Source organism: Nostoc sp. XA010 (assembly GCF_020829625.1).
Classification (GTDB): domain Bacteria; phylum Cyanobacteriota; class Cyanobacteriia; order Cyanobacteriales; family Nostocaceae; genus Nostoc.
In genome coordinates this window covers 1-16,953 of record NZ_JAIVFX010000004.1, presented here as the reverse complement: position 1 = coordinate 16,953, position 16,953 = coordinate 1, and the positions used below count along the sequence as shown (strand labels likewise).

The 16,953-nt window shown below is 44.1% G+C and carries 12 protein-coding genes; 4 read left to right on the top strand and 8 right to left on the bottom strand.

Going from position 1 to position 16,953, the window contains the following annotated elements; all coding sequences use genetic code 11:
* Nucleotides 1-92: 92 nt before the first annotated feature.
* The 3 genes from LC608_RS07495 to LC608_RS07485 form a co-directional block, all read right to left on the bottom strand.
* Complete coding sequence (locus LC608_RS07495; RefSeq protein WP_229552944.1) at nucleotides 93-1,928, bottom strand: iron uptake porin; 1,836 nt, start codon at nucleotides 1,926-1,928, stop codon at nucleotides 93-95.
* A 763-nt stretch (nucleotides 1,929-2,691) separates the two neighbouring features.
* Nucleotides 2,692-3,696 (bottom strand): glycosyltransferase family 2 protein, encoded by a 1,005-nt coding sequence (locus tag LC608_RS07490; protein WP_229552943.1) that lies wholly within the window; start codon nucleotides 3,694-3,696, stop codon nucleotides 2,692-2,694.
* Between the two features lie 107 nt (nucleotides 3,697-3,803).
* Nucleotides 3,804-4,511 carry a TVP38/TMEM64 family protein gene (locus LC608_RS07485; protein WP_229552942.1) on the bottom strand — a complete coding sequence of 236 codons (708 nt, stop codon included), beginning with the start codon at nucleotides 4,509-4,511 and terminating at the stop codon, nucleotides 3,804-3,806.
* A gap of 635 nt (nucleotides 4,512-5,146) precedes the next feature.
* Here LC608_RS07485 and ssuD point away from each other — a divergent pair.
* The 4 genes from ssuD (at nucleotide 5,147) to LC608_RS07465 (ending at nucleotide 11,218) form a co-directional block, all read left to right on the top strand.
* On the top strand, nucleotides 5,147-6,295 hold the full coding sequence (gene ssuD / locus LC608_RS07480; protein WP_229552941.1) for an FMNH2-dependent alkanesulfonate monooxygenase: 1,149 nt from the start codon (nucleotides 5,147-5,149) through the stop codon (nucleotides 6,293-6,295).
* 148 nt (nucleotides 6,296-6,443) lie between these two features.
* Nucleotides 6,444-7,394, top strand: coding sequence for a D-2-hydroxyacid dehydrogenase (locus tag LC608_RS07475; RefSeq protein WP_229553236.1), 951 nt, complete (start codon nucleotides 6,444-6,446; stop codon nucleotides 7,392-7,394).
* 612 nt (nucleotides 7,395-8,006) lie between these two features.
* Nucleotides 8,007-10,922, top strand: a complete 2,916-nt coding sequence (locus LC608_RS07470) for a glycerol-3-phosphate acyltransferase (RefSeq protein WP_229552940.1) — start codon at nucleotides 8,007-8,009, stop codon at nucleotides 10,920-10,922.
* The gene (locus LC608_RS07465; protein WP_229552939.1) at nucleotides 10,919-11,218 is read left to right on the top strand and encodes a cupin domain-containing protein; all 300 of its coding nucleotides are present in this window, start codon (nucleotides 10,919-10,921) and stop codon (nucleotides 11,216-11,218) included. Before LC608_RS07470 ends, LC608_RS07465 begins: the two co-directional genes overlap by 4 nt.
* Nucleotides 11,219-11,243: 25 nt before the next feature.
* On the opposite strand, the gene LC608_RS07460 is transcribed toward LC608_RS07465, so the two are convergent.
* From LC608_RS07460 to LC608_RS07440, 5 genes are all read right to left on the bottom strand, one after another.
* Nucleotides 11,244-12,431: a transposase gene (locus tag LC608_RS07460; RefSeq protein WP_229552938.1), complete on the bottom strand. Its 1,188-nt coding sequence runs from the start codon at nucleotides 12,429-12,431 to the stop codon at nucleotides 11,244-11,246.
* Between the two features lie 370 nt (nucleotides 12,432-12,801).
* The gene (locus tag LC608_RS07455; RefSeq protein WP_229552937.1) at nucleotides 12,802-13,158 is read right to left on the bottom strand and encodes a hypothetical protein; all 357 of its coding nucleotides are present in this window, start codon (nucleotides 13,156-13,158) and stop codon (nucleotides 12,802-12,804) included.
* Between the two features lie 194 nt (nucleotides 13,159-13,352).
* Nucleotides 13,353-14,795 carry a xylulokinase gene (xylB, locus tag LC608_RS07450; protein WP_229552936.1) on the bottom strand — a complete coding sequence of 481 codons (1,443 nt, stop codon included), beginning with the start codon at nucleotides 14,793-14,795 and terminating at the stop codon, nucleotides 13,353-13,355.
* A 184-nt stretch (nucleotides 14,796-14,979) separates the two neighbouring features.
* Nucleotides 14,980-16,479 carry a mannitol dehydrogenase family protein gene (locus LC608_RS07445; protein WP_229552935.1) on the bottom strand — a complete coding sequence of 500 codons (1,500 nt, stop codon included), beginning with the start codon at nucleotides 16,477-16,479 and terminating at the stop codon, nucleotides 14,980-14,982.
* Between the two features lie 5 nt (nucleotides 16,480-16,484).
* Nucleotides 16,485-16,838 carry a TOBE domain-containing protein gene (locus LC608_RS07440; RefSeq protein ID WP_229552934.1) on the bottom strand — a complete coding sequence of 118 codons (354 nt, stop codon included), beginning with the start codon at nucleotides 16,836-16,838 and terminating at the stop codon, nucleotides 16,485-16,487.
* Between the last annotated feature and the right edge of the window lie 115 nt (nucleotides 16,839-16,953).

Here is a 16,953-nt window from a genome sequence, read left to right as displayed (position 1 = left end):
TTTACTTGCTCTGAAACCCTTTTTGCACCTTGTATTCCAGTATCTTTCTCCCCTGTTCCCTGCCCCCTGCTCCCCTGCCTCTTGGTCAAAGGTTAAAACCTAAAGACAGTACGAACCCAAGCAAATAAACTATCAGGATTGCTAGCATCAGAGTTCGGTGCAGTAATCCAGATCAAACCCGGCGTAACCTCAATATTATCTCCGATTTTATATTGGTAGAATGCCTCAACGTGCAGGGAAGTATCTTTGTCCGCTTGTCCCGCACCTGCTCCCAAATCTACATTCCTACTAAGACTGGTGAGTTTCGGCTCCATACCAACTAAAATCCCCCCTAGAGCACCTTCACTAAAAAGATCCGGGAATGCCAGTCCTACGGCCCAATCCATAGCTTCGCCATCTCCGCGCCCCAAATAACGGTGTGTTCCATAACTTACCCACGCATTGACTGCAAACTTGGGATTAACTTGATAAAACGCCTGTAGACCATAAAGGTTGCCCACAGTTGCCGCTCCCGGCACGGTGCTGTTTACCAGGTTACTCCCGACTGCTGGGCCGAAATTTGTTCCACTAAAACCTATAGTATTTGGTGGGCTATAGGTATTAACGTAAGTTGCTGCCACCCGAAAATTTCGATTAGAAGAGTAGTATATTAACTGTGCTAAAGCTAAATACCTGCCTTTAAATAAGCCATTATTAGGTGTCGGATTGCTACCGTTTGGTGCGCTGTACGCTAGCCCCAATTGAAGCTGTTTGCCTAATCCCTGGAGTATGGCAATTCCGGGGCCGCTATCTCCATAGTTATAGACCAAAGACCGCCGTGAAAATCGTGAAATCCCATTAGCACCAGTCGCAGAAGACGATTCAAAATATGGGTTAATGGGGCCAGAAAGACCTATCTCACTAGCTCCATCAGACAAGGGATAAATGTTGACTTGGGTATTTGGATAAGGTAGAAACCGATAGCGAACACCACTGAGAATAATCTGATTGCGTGCAAAAGTAATACTGGAGTTATCAGCAGTTCTTCCCTCATAAGTTCCCAATAATCCACCTGTTGGATTTAGCGGAGTAGGTGGTGCTTGTCCTAATGATTCAATATTTCCACCTCCTATTGTTATAGCTAGTGAATCTTTACCGTTAAAACTGGTGTTTAACCGTAAAGAAGTTGAGCCTTGAAGTGTGGCATTGTTAGGTGCTGGTCTCTTGGTGACGACGTTATTGCCTGCTATAAGTTCGCCAAGGACAATCTGAGATCGACCTATAAGTTTGGTTGTGGTCGTAAACTGAGTTGCTTCTAAATTCGCAGTTCGCGCTTCCAAGCTATCTACGCGTCCCCGAAGTTGAGCGAGTTCTGGAGAAAATTGTTCTTGTAGTTTTTTGATAGTATCCAAGTCTTCCCGTTTGACTAAATCTGTCGTTGAAGTCGCTATTAGTTCATCGAGGCGATCTAAAGCTGCATTCAACCCAGCTGCAAACTCATAGCGCGTTAGAGAACGATCGCCTTTAAATGTGGCATCTGTATATCCTGCAATTACACCGTAGCGCTCAACTAGAGACTGTAATGCTTGAAATGCCCAATCTGTCGGCTTAATATCTGACAGTTGCGAGACGGATGTTACTTGTGCCGCAGAATTGTTTGGAGCTTTTTTGTCAGTTAGTGGTGCAACTTGCAACAATTGCGAGACAGGTGTAACTTGCTCTCGGAGATTATTTGGAGCTTTTTTACGAGTGACTGGTGCAATTGAAGTGTCTACTGTTTGATTGACAACTACTTGTGGAGCTTTGTTATCTTCTACTTCAGTAGGAGATACATCAGATTTAGGCAGTTCAGCCTGACTTTTGACTGGATAAAAAACCAGGATGGCTAGAATATCTAGCAACGAAAGCAGGAAAAATATATATCTATAATTCCAGCGCAAATTCAACATGACTCCTTAACTCCTCAACCTCAAAAATGAATAAACTAGCTGTCAATCTGACAGAAAAACAAGATAAATCATTTATTCAAACGCTTTTAATAAAACATTTAATTATAGATTTACCAAAGTTTCTCTGACAAGCTTCAAATCAGTACTAAGCAGTTGAATGACAATCCATAATTCGCAGCAAACTATGAATTCTGACGATTGACAGAATCCCATAAACGTCTTAGATGAGACAATCACTGCTTTAAAAAAGGCTTTTCTTTTTTTAAAAAAAACTCAAACCCATGCTATATAAACTGATACTTCTGAGACATCGTAATGGCGTTTTTTTTGTTATGCTGTACAAAGTTAATCAATGGCTACCGACATTGACTAAAGCTTGATTTAGATACAAGTTATTATTTGCCAATTAACATTAACTGAAAACACTAATTTGTAATCAGCTATATTTTGACAGCATCAATTGTTAATTAAATACGATACTTCTATCGATTTACCGTACTTTTGTAGAATTATCTTTGCATAGAGCTTGCTACAATGCAATACCCAGTAATTTTCCATGAGGTGAAAATATGTCAAAATTCTTGGCTAAGTTAACTTTAGCAACTGCGATCGCTTACTTTCTCGTAGGTAATCGCCGCAAATAGTCAGTAAAAATGAATGAAAAGCAACAAATCGCCTTAGCTGTAGATAATTTGGGCTACACAGGCTGTTACTCCTCCTGTCTCCAGCAAATTTCCTCTGCCTTTCTTAGGTCAATACTTGTCTAATTTTGAATAGTAGGATCTTCTAAATTATCTAGTTTGTCAGAATTGCGCGTTGAGTTGGAGGATTTGTGATAAAAACCACCTACCTCTGCCAAAGTATAAAGGGGCCTGGCTTTAACTTCTTCATAGATACGTCCTATATATTCGCCTAAGATGCCAACACTGACTAACTGCACAGATCCGAGAAAGAAAATTGCCATCAAAATAATCGTAAACCCGGTTAAAGGCGAATGGGGGACAAAAAGCCGCCAATACAAGACTAATAAAGCCATGAAGATGGCCGCCGCCGCCGCTACTAACCCTAAGTAGGTTGATAACCGCAGTGGCACTATTGAAAAAGATACTAGACCATTGATGGCAAGCGCCAAGGATTTGCTGAAAGTATATTTAACTTCCCCAGCAAAGCGAGGGTTACGCTCGAACCGAATTGCTGTTTGCTCAAAACCAACCCAAGAACGCAGACCACGGATATAACGGGTGCGTTCTGGCATAGAATTGAGAATATCTACGATCTGCCGATCCATTAAACAAAAATCACCAGTATCAGTAGGAATCTCTACATCTGCAAGCTTCTTAAGGATACGATAAAAGAAGTAGGCAGTAAAACGCTTAAACCATCTTTCCTTGAGACGTTGAGTGCGTTGAGCGTAGACGACTTGATAACCCTGTCGCCATTTTTCAATCATGTCGGGGATTAGTTCGGGTGGATCTTGTAAGTCAGCATCAAGGATGATGATAACTTGACCCCGGACAAAATTAAGACCAGCCGTAACTGCTATTTGATGACCAAAGTTACGAGCAAAGCTTAGATAGCAAATGCGTGGGTCTTTTTGATGGAGTTCTCGCAGTAGTTGTAGGGAGCGATCGCGGCTACCATCATTGATTAAAATTAATTCGACAACACCATCCAACCGATTCATTACTGCACTCAGTCTGCGGTATAGTTCAGGAATAATTTCTTCTTCGTTATAAATTGGAACAATCAATGAATACTTTGGCAGCATCTAAGAATCTCGTTTAAATTTTGAACAGCCAAGCTGACAGACTGCTTGCTATCATCAAGGTTTCGTTCTCAGTATACCTAGCAAGATTCAAGTCCCATTCCGATAATTTATTTATTTTTTGGATTTATGTAATCTGAATTTGATTCTTTAAGGCTTTCTACAGCTTTTTTGGAAAAAGTCCGACGCTGACGATACCAAGTAGACCCTGCTACCAGGGTTCCAGTTAAGCCCAAGGCGAGTACTAGGGGCAAGAAATCGCCGGTCTTGACTGCCTTCAAACCAGAACTACCTAGTAGTACAAAAGGTAATACACTAGGAACAGTACCAAGTGTTGTACCTAGAACATAATCTTTAAAGCTGATCGAAGTCAGTCCAGCCACAAAGTTAACCAACCCATAGGGCATGATTGGTACTAATCGGATGGCAAACATATAAAAAAGCCCTCCACGCCGCACCTCAGCATCCATAGCTTGCCAGCGTCCTGCTAGTCGTTTTGCTACGGTTTTACGTCCGATAGTCCGAGTAAAAATAAAGGCAATTATTGCCGCAATGACTGCTCCTACACTAGTCCAAAAAGTACCCAGCCAAGGGCCAAAAATTGCACCTCCAGTCAAATTTAGCACTGTTGACGGCAAAACTAACATAGTTGCTACGACATACAAAGCAACATAAATAACAGGTGCCCAGATTCCAGAAGATTTTAGCAAAGCTTGAATTTGTGCTGGTTCAATGCCGCCAATCAGATATACTGCTATACCAGTCGCAATTATGCAACTCAGTGTAAGTACTAAAATACCAGCTTTCAAGTTCCACACTAGAATACTCCTGCTTTTTTTGTAACACAATCCATCTTTGGCAAATTTTCCCTTTAATTAATTCTTGAAAACCTAGGTACACCCGTAGGAATACGGCAGTGCCCATACGTGTCAACAAAAGCCTAGAAATAGCTTAACTCTTGGCTTGGCTGACTCACCCGCCTCGAACTAAAGTCTACTTAAGTAGACTAAAGATTTTTGGCTATATTTAGTCATCTTAAGATGACTTTCGCTATTAGCAAGGAACTTCAGTGCCTTGTGGGACATAGCTTTTAGGTTAAGCTGACACCAATGGGGGCTGCCGTGCCCCTATACCTGGCGATATAATCTTATACCGCATCTGAATAGGAACAGCTATAAATTATTAGGTACTACCAAAAAATAAATCATCCAATATTAATTTGTAGGGGCGTTGCTTTCTTAACGCACCGTCTATATTAATCTGTTACGGTACGTTGTGCTTCTGGCTAACGCATCCTACGAGTTAGATATTTTTTTAATTGCAACTTAGAGAGTTATTCCTGATGAATCGTGAATCTACACTAGTTTTTTAAATAATTTCCTGTAAGATACTAATAAAACTACGGTAAGTACGTCAAAATAACGGTGTTTAAGTCTCTCATACCCTGACAAATATGCAAATTCTCTGGTTTATTCCGACTGGATCTCATGACGGACGCTATTTAGGCACAGATATTGGCTCTCGTGTTGTCACACCTGATTATTTGCAGCAAATTGCCCAAGCTGTGGATAATTTAGGCTACACGGGCGCATTGTTACCCACAGGGACTTCTTGTGAAGATGCTTGGATTACGGCTGCTGCTTTCATCTCTGTCACCAAGCAAATGAAATTTCTCGTAGCAATTCGTCCAGGAATTACTTCTCCAGGTGTTGCTGCCCGGATGGCAGCAACATTTGACCGGATTTCTAAAGGAAGATTGTTGATTAATGTGGTGACAGGTGGAGATCCGGTGCAACTTGCCGGGGATGGCTTGCATCTTAGTCATGACGATCGCTATGATTTAACCGATGAATTTCTCACAGTTTGGCGGGGTATCGTCAGTGGGGAAACAGTCGATTTTAAAGGAAACTACCTGGATATCAAAGGTGGTAAACTCCTATTTCCACCAGTTCAAAAACCCTATCCACCCTTATGGTTTGGTGGCTCATCTGCTGCTGCCAAGCGGGTTGCTGCTAAACATATAGATGTTTACCTGACTTGGGGTGAACCTCCAGAACAAGTAGCCCAAAAGATCGCCGAAGTTCGGCGACTGGCGGCTGAACAAGGGAGAACAGTCCGTTTTGGGATTCGCTTGCATGTAATTGTACGAGAAACCGAATCTGCGGCTTGGGATGCTGCCAATGAGCTAATTAAGTATGTAGATGAGGATGCGATCGCAAAAGCTCAAAAAGACTTGGCTAATTCTGATTCTGAAGGACAACGGCGCATGAGTCAACTACATAGTGGTAGTAGAAAAACCTTAGAGATTAGCCCCAACCTCTGGACAGGAATTGGATTGGTTCGGGGTGGTGCTGGTACAGCCCTAGTTGGAGATCCCGACACCGTTGCTGCTAGGATGCTGGAATATCAAAATTTGGGCATAGAAACTTTCGTGTTTTCTGGATATCCCCATTTAGAAGAAGCGTATCGCACTGCTGAATTATTATTTCCACGCTTACCTTTACAGAGTGAACCTACACCGCTAACGCCACCAGTCGTAAGTACTTTTAGCGAATTTGCCACTAATGAAAAATTTTCTAAACAACTCACCAGTGCTTCATGACTATGCCAATTTTATATTTATGATTTGGGATTTGGGATTAAGCAAAAACATCAAAAGTAAAATCAAAAGCTTAATACTTCTAGATTTATCTTTGTGAACAATCTAAAATCTAGAATCCCAAATCCAAAATGAAATGAGGGAGTAGCAAATAGTGAAACTAATTTTACCCGATCATCTCATTGCTGATATTGAGCCACACCTACCATCTGATATAGATGTTGTGGAGGTGGATAGTGAAGGTAATCTTGATGGTGATGCCAGTGATGCAGAAGTTTATGTTAACGGATTTTACCTGAAAACCTCTACCCATGACAAAGTACTGACAGCAGCACCCAGGCTGCGTTGGCAACAGTCACCGAGTGCTGGCGTGAATCACATCCTCACATCAACTTTTTTGCAAAAGGACATTATCCTGACTAATGGCGCAGGGGTTCATGCGATTCCAATTTCGGAATTTGTACTAGCATTCATGCTCTATCACGCCAAGAATCTGCGGAAATTGCAAACTTTGCAGGATGAACACACTTGGGTAAGAGGAGTATCTCTCGAAGAGTTGGCAGACGCGAATTTATTAATTCTCGGTACTGGGAATATAGGTAAAGCGATTGCATCTCGTGCCAAAGCCTTTGGAGTCACAGTTTGGGGTAGTCGCCGCCATCCCGAACCTTTACCAAATTTTGACAAGATTGTGGGTGCCAATCAGTGGCGATCGCTCCTGCCAGCCGCAGACTATGTAGTTATTGCTACACCATTAACTCCAGAAACTAAAGGCTTGATCGATGAAGCAGCATTGCGCTCTATGCGTCAGTCTGCTTACTTAATTAATATCGCTCGTGGTGCGATCATAGATGAAGCCGCATTAATCACCGCATTACGTGAGGGATGGATTGCGGGTGCTGGATTAGACACAGTAGCTACAGAACCTCTGCCGCCGGAAAGTCCCTTGTGGTCATTGCCAAACGCCTTTATCACCCCCCATTGTTCAGCCCTTTCGCCACGCCTCAGAGAGCGAATAGCACAACTATTTATTGACAACCTCAAACGCTACCAAACCGGTCAGCCCTTGCGGAACGTTGTAGACAAGCAAGCAGGATACTAAAATATGGGGCATTGGGCATGGGGCATTGGTAAATAATTAATAGTTATTCTTCCCCTGCTTCCCCTGCTTCCTCTGCTCCCCCTGCTCCCCCTGCTCCCTCATCCCCACTCCCCACTCCCCACATTTGTATAAATCAGACTAAATACCTCTAAAGAAGTAAGCAATTATGGCGATGGAAAAATTGCCAAGCTGAAACAAAATAATATTAAGGAATTTAACATCATCCGCAAAGAGAAGGACTACAATCAAAACGGACAAATGTTTCATGCCCCAACAAAAGAGGATTACAAAGCTATGTCCGACTTAAATCGCGGAATTATGAAATTTGAGGGTGCAGATTCCCCAAAAGTAGTCACTATCTCTACCGTGTTACTTCTGGGATCGATCACTGCTCTCATAATCTGGGCGCTGCAAGCAGCCTATGCGCTAAACTAAAACCATTAGTAGCTTGAAGGACACTGGCAAAAACGGTTGCCGTTGTTGCCAAGTGTCCATTGAGCAACTAGTAAATAAAAACGCCCTAATTATCATCATCAAAAATTTTAGAAAAACTTTAGATTTTAGATTTAAGGTTTTAGATGGAAAATTTAAATCTAAAGTCCAAAATCCAGAATGTTTGAACCTTGGGGTATCTTAGTTATTTTAATTGCCTGCCCCCTCTTGGGCGGATTACCCCTGATTGCATGGATCACTTACGCGCTTACGGGCAAGCAATTATCAGAAGTTGGTACAAGAAACATTAGTGTATCAGCTGCCTTTTATCATGGCGGTAGGTTTGTCGGAATTCTGGCAGTCTTGTCAGAAGCTTTGAAAGGAGTTGCAGCAGTCTTACTCACCCGTGTTTTCTTCCCAGAGGGATCGTTTTGGGAGTTAATCGCCCTGATCGCTCTGGTAATAGGTAGATACTGGATAGGCAGAGGGGCAGGTACGACAAATGTCGTCTGGGGATTTGTCGTACATGATCCTTTGGTGGCAATATTTGTATCCTTCTTTGCAGGTATTAGCTTTACAATTCTGCAATCGAGAAAGGTAGTAAAATTTGGGGTTTTACTTCTCTTTCCTCTGTTTGTGATGATTCTGCACCTTGGCGATTACCCCAGAATACTTGCTGCTGTTGCTTTAGCTGGTTTAATGGGCTGGATTTATACTAAAATTTCTGATGATATGAATCTGCCAGCCCAAGAAGCACAAACTGAATCGCAAGCGATGTTGGAATTTTTGCGCGGCGATGTCTACGACGGGCTACGCCAACGCGCGATGGTTTCTTTAGATGAAGAGTTGGATGCTGCCATTGTTGGAGAAAAGGCGGCTACATTATCTCAAATTAAGCGCTGGGGTTATCCAGTCCCGAAAGGGTGGGTGCTTGCCCCAATCGACGATCCCCAAATGTTGACAGAATTTCTCCAGCCATCAGAGTTATCTCCCTTAGTGGTGCGTTCTTCTGCCATTGGAGAAGACTCAGAACATGCTTCTGCGGCTGGACAGTATGAAACAGTTTTAAATGTTACCAACCCAGAGGCATTAGAATCAGCGATCGCTCAAGTTCAAGCTTCCTACAATCATCCGTCTGCTGTGCAATATCGGCGCGATCGCGGCTTAAATGATACAGCAATGGCTGTTTTGATTCAACAACAAGTCCAGAGTGTATATTCTGGCGTAGCTTTCAGCCGCGATCCCATTACTCAGCAAGGTGATGCGATCGTTATTGAAGCCCTTCCAGGTAGCCCGACGCAAGTTGTTTCGGGAAAAGTCACACCAGAACAATATCGCGCTTTTGTCATTGAAACAGAAAATTCTTCCTCTGTGCAATTAGAGGGTGAAGGAAGAGTCCCTCAAGCATTAATTAAGCAAGTTGCATACTTAGCTCATCGACTCGAAAAACGCTATCATGGCACTCCTCAAGATATCGAATGGAGTTACGATGGTCAAACACTCTGGGTGTTGCAATCTCGACCGATCACTACTTTACTACCAATCTGGACACGCAAAATCGCCGCCGAAGTGATTCCTGGAGTAATTCACCCCTTAACATGGTCGATTAACCGTCCCTTAACTTGTGGAGTTTGGGGAGACTTTTTTACTCTAGTTTTGGGCGATCGCGCTTCAGGGTTAGATTTTACTGAAACAGCAACTCTGCATTATTCTAGAGCCTACTTTAATGCATCCCTCTTAGGAGATATTTTTATCCGCATGGGATTGCCGCCGGAAAGTTTGGAATTTTTAACTAGAGGAGCTAAATTAAGTAAACCGTCCTTGCAGTCAACTTGGGAGAATTTACCAGGACTAGGAAAGTTACTGAAGCGGGAATTAAGTTTAGAAAAAGACTTCAAGGAAGATTATCACAAACGGTTTATTCCTGGTTTGTCGGAGTTGGCGCAGTCAGATATAGATAATTTGGAACCAGCCAAGCTGTTGGAAAGAATTGACTTGATCCTGGATTTGCTACGCCACGGGACATATTACAGCATTTTAGCTCCCTTAAGCGCTGCCCTGCGGCAAGCGATTTTTCGGGTGAAGGATGGGCAAATTGATAATAGCGTTACTCCAGAGGTAGCGGCATTGCGATCGCTAAGTGCAATAGCAACAGATGCCAAACAAGTATTGCTTGAGTTTGAACCACAGCAAGTATTTGAGCAATTAAAGCAAACCCCAGAGGGAGAAAAGATTCTGCGAGAATTTGACGAATTACTTCAGGATTACGGCTATTTAAGTGAAGTGGGAACAGATATTTCCGTTCCTACTTGGCGGGAAAATCCCCAAATGATTAAGCAGATGTTTGTGCAGTTAATGCAGGGTAATGAACCACAATCAGGCGCTAAAGACGCAATTAATAGCATTTTTGCTGGTAAACGCAAACGTGGATTTGTGCAACGGCGTGTGGATATCAAGGGACGAGTTACCGAAGTTTATTCACGGCTTTTGGCTGAATTACGTTGGAGTTTTATAGCTTTAGAGAAAATTTGGTTAAAGTCCGGCTTACTCAAGAAAACAGGAGATATCTTTTTTCTAGACTTTGATGAAGTGCGGCGTTTAATTGTGGGTGATGATTCTAGGTTAATTGAGGAGTTAGATGAGTTAGTGGAATCGAGGCGATCGCAATTCGTCCAAGATAGTGAGATCATTCAAGTACCCCTTTTAGTCTACGGCAATACACCCCCTCACCCCTTAGCTCCCTCTGAACTCTACTCTGACCAAATCTTACAAGGGATTGGAGCCAGCCAGGGACAAGCTGAAGGCAGGGTGAAGGTGTTACGAAATTTACAAGACTTGCCGGAGATTGATCGAGATACGATTCTGGTAGTACCTTACACAGATTCCGGCTGGGCACCTTTGTTATTAAGGGCTGGAGGATTAATTGCCGAAGCTGGTGGACGGCTTTCTCACGGTGCGATCGTTGCTCGTGAGTATGGGATTCCCGCAGTTATGGATGTACATGGCGCTACATGGCTATTGCAAGATGGTCAACGGGTAAGGATTGATGGCTCTAGGGGTATTGTGGAATTATCTAACGATTTAAGACCAGAATGATTACCACTTCTCTCAAACACCTACCAGAAGAATCTGTTTCTCACAATGCCGAAATCAAGAAAAAGGTAATGCTACGCTTCGGCGATTTGCCTCACCTAACTAACTTTTCTCAAGCACGTTTTGCTCCCGGACAAACCGCACCAGCACACGCGCATCAAGACATGTGCGAAGTATTCTTTGTAGAAGCGGGTTCAGGAGTAATTCACATTGATGGTACAGAATACCCCCTGCTTCCAGGGAACTGCGTAGCGATAGAACCGGGAGAAGTACTTGACATCCTCTCACCGCTAACCTGACGGTGTAGCGGGAGATTCCTAAGACTCACGACTTAGGTTTCTGTTTCCTTCCCTTTCGAGTTTTTTGCAACTGCCCTTTAGACTTATGCCCATCAGGTCTTATGTTCGCTCCACAGACTGCAACGGTGTGTCCCACCGCCAAGATGTTCCGACTAGCGTTGATGTCTCGGTCGTGATGCACCCCACAGTTTGGGCAATCCCACTCTCTGACGTTCAATGGCAGTTTTTCAACAATATGTCCGCAGTTACCACAGCGTTTAGAACTGGGAAACCATCGGTCAATTTTTACCAAGGTTCGACCGTACCACTTGGCTTTGTACTCCAGTTGCTTCACCAATTCCGACCATGCAGCGTCACTAATGGCACGAGCAACTTTGTGATTTTTGACCATGTTTTTAACTGCCAAATCTTCAACTGCTATCGTTTGGTTCTCACGTACCAGTCGGGTTGTCAGTTTATGGGTATGGTCTTTACGTCCGTCAGAAATTTTAGCTTGAATCCGAGCAACTTTGAGTCTAGCTTTATCACGATTGCGAGAACCTTTTTGCTTTCGAATCAAGGCTTTTTGCGCTTTCCGCAACTTTTGGTAGTGCTTATCAAACGCTTTGGGATTAGCAATCTTTTCACCAGTACTCAAGGTAACAAGGGAACTAATCCCGACATCCAACCCCACAGCACTATCAAGAGGATGCATGGTTTCATCTCTGGGATCGTCAATCCGCAAACTGACAAACCAACGTCCAGAGGGATCAAGTTTAACAGTGATGGTATTAGGTTCGACACTAAAGGGGAGTTGCCTAGACCACTTAATTGCCAAAGGCTCAGAACACTTTGCCAAGTAGACTTGTCCATCCTTCCACCGAAAAGCAGACTTAGTAAATTCTGCGCTGCCACCGCTACGCTTCTTTTTGAAGTTGGGATATTTCGCTCTACCCGCAAAAAAGTTGGTGAATGCAGTTTGCAGATGTCTCAAGCCTTGTTGCAGTGGTACACAGCTAACCTCATTCAAAAATTGGAGGTCTTCAAACTTTTTCCACTGGGTCAGCATAGCAGAAGACTGAATGTAATCAACCTTCTCTTGCCTTTCATACCAAGCTTCGATTCTAGCTGCCAAGGCTCGATTAAACACCAACCGAACGCACCCAATTGTCCGACGCAAGAGCCTTTCTTGCTCAGTAGTTGGGTAAAAACGGTAGCGGTAGGATTTTTCCATGCCTCACATTTTATCATAGAATCTGTGAAACACCTATGTCTTACTATTCGCCTTCATTCTAACTACTCACTCGTCGTTCACCCCGTCGTCTGTTAATGATGAGCAACAATTCGGCTCAGGGGCGAAACTCCTCGCTCGTCCCCATTCCTCTCACCGCCACACCGTTCCGGTGTGGCGGTGAGAGGAATGGGGGTGTGAGATGAAGTTGTCAATAGTGGCTCAACTGAGCTTGTTTTGACCTACTTTGGTTTACGAGTGGAAAAATCAGCGTAATTATTTTGAACCAAGATACAGTGAGGGCACAACATTGTTATGCCCTCACAACAGTTTGCTGAATATTGCTTATAAACAAAAATAAATTTGTAAAATCCTAATATACCAAGGGTGTCGCGCCGCGCATCTGACGTAAAGAATTGATACAAGCAGGACAATCGCAGCCAAATAAGTTTATTGCCACATTGCTTTCTTCATCATTGAACTCCAGAATGGGAGCATCTTCTTGAGAAAACTCTATTTCACGCTGATAGTTAGGAATTTGAGCCAATACGGAAGCCCTTGCACATACTAAACCCACTTTATGTTTATTGCGTATACAAGATAGACGGTCTGTGGTGTTGGCTGCTGGTTCTGGCTCCATAGCTTCGGCGTGATTGAGCATTACTCCCATAGAGAGAATAGAGCTAATCAGTACAGGAGAAGAAAGTAAACTCAGTATCAATTTGTTCATTAGTTTTTTTAGAAAACAATCTCGATTGCTCAGATTATCCGATTAAATCTTACAACGCAAGTCAACGTTTATCAGGAATATCGCAAGTTGTATAGTATCACTGTGCTTAACACCACCATCTTAGGCTACACGAGCTAACTAGTGCGTAAGCCACACCATTAACCAGCAATCGGAAACCAAAATTTTCACTTTTATCAGATTTTTTTAAGTCGTGGATAAAGGGATTGATATCGCATCCAAGCCTCTTCTAGGGCTGAATCAACTGATTGGGGAATTGCAGCAAGCGTTGGTGTGGCTGCCAGTTTGCTTGTGTCATTAGCATCTGCGTATACGCCAATCCCGATACCCGCCAGTAAAGCAGCACCACGCGCGGAAGCAGCAGCAACTCTAGTTGCATAGAGGGGTATTCTCAATACATCAGTTAGTAATTGTTTCCAAGGCATTTCTGCTGTTCCACCACCTGCTAAACGAAGTTCTGTAGCTTTAAAACCTGTTGCCTCAAGTGCCTCAAAACCTTGCCGCAAGGCAAAAGCAACTCCCTCTAAAGCTGCCCGCATCAGGTGCGCCTGTGTATGATGAAGTCCAAGCCCCACCCATGCCCCGCGTGCATAAGGGTCAAGGTGTGGAGTTCGCTCACCCGTGAGGTATGGCAAAAATGTCAACCCTTCACATCCTGGGGGAACAGAAAACGCTTTAGTATAGACTTCCTCCCAACTCAAGCCGAGGATACCTCGCACCCACTCAAGGGCTAACCCCGCATTTTGCATTGCTGCAAGGGTGTACCACTGGTTAGGTACGGCGGCTCTATATAGATGTGTGCGACCATGAGGATCGAGAATTGGTTGGGAACGAGGTGTAATGATTTGAGCGCCTGTGCCAATGGTTAGTTGAACCAAACCAGGCTCTAGTAGTCCGTTACCAAGTGCCGCCGCTGCCGTATCCGCAGCGCCAGCGATCGCTCTTAAACCAACTCTTAAGCCAAGATGTTCTGAAGCACTAGCCGTTAAGTAACCTGCGATCGCACTAGAGGGAATAATTTTCGGCAACCAATCACAACGCAGATTTAGGGCTGAAATTGCATCCCATGCCCAGTTGTCTGACACAATATCGTAAAGCAAAGTACCACTAGCATCAGATGGTTCGGTTGCGACTTCTCCAGTCAGCCGGAACCGTAGCCAATCTTTTGGCTGAAGTGCCCAACGCGCTTGGCCGTACACAGTCGGCTCGTGTTCTCGTAGCCACAGCAAAGTTGAGCCAGCCATTCCAGCCGCAATCGGGTTGCCCAATCGTTCTAGAATAGCGACATCGAGCGAATGATAAATGTTAAGCGTGGCACTAGAGCGAGTATCTGCCCAGAGGATAGCAGGACGCAGTGGCTCACCCGACTCCGAAGCTAGGACAACACCATGCATTTGCCCTGAAAGTGCGATCGCCTGTACTTGATCGGCATGATTTCCCACTGCCTTCCTAACAGCCTCGCCAACAGCTGACCACCAATCCCCTGGCTCAGATTCAGCCCATCCAGGGTGAGGTGCATGAACAGGATATGAGCTTGATGCCTCACCTATTGCGGTTCCGTCTGTCGCCAGGAGTAATGCCTTAGCAGAGCCTGTTCCTAAATCTATGCCAAGCAGCATTAGGCTAATCCTCACATACTTAAAAGTAAAGAATCCAAAATTAGATTTGTTGCTTTATTACAGCAATTTTCAGGTAAATAGACCACGCTCTACGGGCACAGCAATGCTATGCCCCTACAAAAAATGTGGTTCAAATAGATGAAAACTGCTGTAAGCATAAATTGCTTCTTAAGTTGATAATGCCTTAGCGTGTCTGCGAGAATCGGACTAGTGTTCCTTTAACACCGAACTCATGCAAACTACGCAACTGGTCAGCAACAGCCTCGACGAAACGTGGCGACTCTACTAAATCTCCAAAAATTTCAGATATACTGAGCAATGGTTTGGGGTCTAATTTGCTCAAGCTGGCGCGTTGAATGAGGATGTCTGCTAATGGGTCATCAATGTGAATAGGTTGCCCTTGTTTATCATAACTATTGAGGTATTGACACCACGCAGCAATCGTTAAACTTAGGTAATCGATCGCACCTCCAAGTTGTAATTTATCGCGGAGCGATCCCAAAACAAATTTAGGAATTTTGGCTGATCCATTCAGGCACAGGCGCGGCAGCTGATCGCGAATTTTGGGATTGGAAAACCGTTCAATTAGAGTCTTTTTATAATCATTTAAATCAATCCCTGGAACGGGTTGGAGCGTTGGTGTTACCTCGTCCATCAACTTAGCGACTGCTTGCTCAAACAAAGGATCAGCCATGACTTCATAAACGTAGCTATAACCTGCCAGAGAGCCAAGATAGCCAATCAGCAAGTGACTGGCGTTGAGCAACCGAATTTTCATCATTTCGTAGGGATGAACATCGTTAGTCATCTGTACGCCAACGGATTCCCAATCAGGTCTGCCTGCACAAAAGGTATCTTCGATTACCCACTGGATGAAAGGCTCCGTCACGCCTGGAAACGCATCATCAATACCAAACTGTTCCGCCACCATTTTGATATCTGCTGGGGTTGTCATCGGAGTAATGCGATCGACCATGCAGTTGGGAAAGGCAACGTATTCAGCAATCCAACGCCCTAACTCTGGATCGCGGATTTGAGCAAATGTCGTTAGCATTTTCCGTACCGTATTACCGTTGCCCTGTATGTTGTCACAGGACAGTACTGTAAAGGGCGCTAACCCCTGTTGACGGCGCTTTGCGAGTGCGGCACTCAAAAAACCGTATGTCCCGATTGGTTGGTCAGGATGGTGCAAATCGTGCTGAATCGTTGGGTGGTTCACATCGAATTCGCCACTTCCTTCGATATAGTAGTAGCCGCTTTCAGTAATTGTTAAAGTTACAATTCGGCATTCAGGGTTTGCTAGTGCTTCAATAACTGCTTGACGGTTGTCTGGTGCAAACAGATATTGAGTAATGGAACCGATGATTCGAGCGCGATCGCGCTCAGGCGATCGCTCAACTAAGGTATACAAACAATCTTGCGACCAAAGCGCATCCCGCATATGCCTGTCATAGTCCAGCAATCCAACACCACAGATTCCCCAATCACTACCAGGATTTTGATGGAAATAATTATCGAGATAAAGGGCTTGGTGCGATTTATGAAATCCACCAACCCCAATATGCACAATTCCATTAGTAATTTGATGGCGATCGTACTTGGGTACGGGCACGTTTCCAGGTAAATGAGATAGGGATGCTTCATTCAGCTTGATTGTTGAGCCGGTGCTGGTATTGCTGTTCATCTTATTTATGCTAGTTGGTGACGACGACTTTTTAAAACAGCTTCACCCTGTAAGTCAAACAGATGGCAAAGCTCGCCGCTAATGTGGATAGGAACAAGATCGCGTAACTGGCTGGAATTATCTCCGTCTGTTTGCACTACTAGAGTCTCTCCCCCCTGAATCTTGACATACAGATAGGTTAGCCCACCCAGTCGTTCCACAACTAACACTTCGCCATTCACGCTTGGATTATTGCGATCGAGTCGCAGGTGTTCGGGGCGAATCCCCAATGTAGCTTGATCTCCAACCGACAGCTTTCCAGGCTTCACGGGGATTGTGACACTGGCATCACCAGGAAGTTTGACCGTTATAGAACCCATTTAATATCTTTTTTCTAGCTAGCGGCTAGTCTTCTGAGCATCAATCTGATAAAACAAAGCTTGAGCTTGGCATTGGCACGAGCGAGTGTCCGATCAAAGTTTTTAACTAAACTTT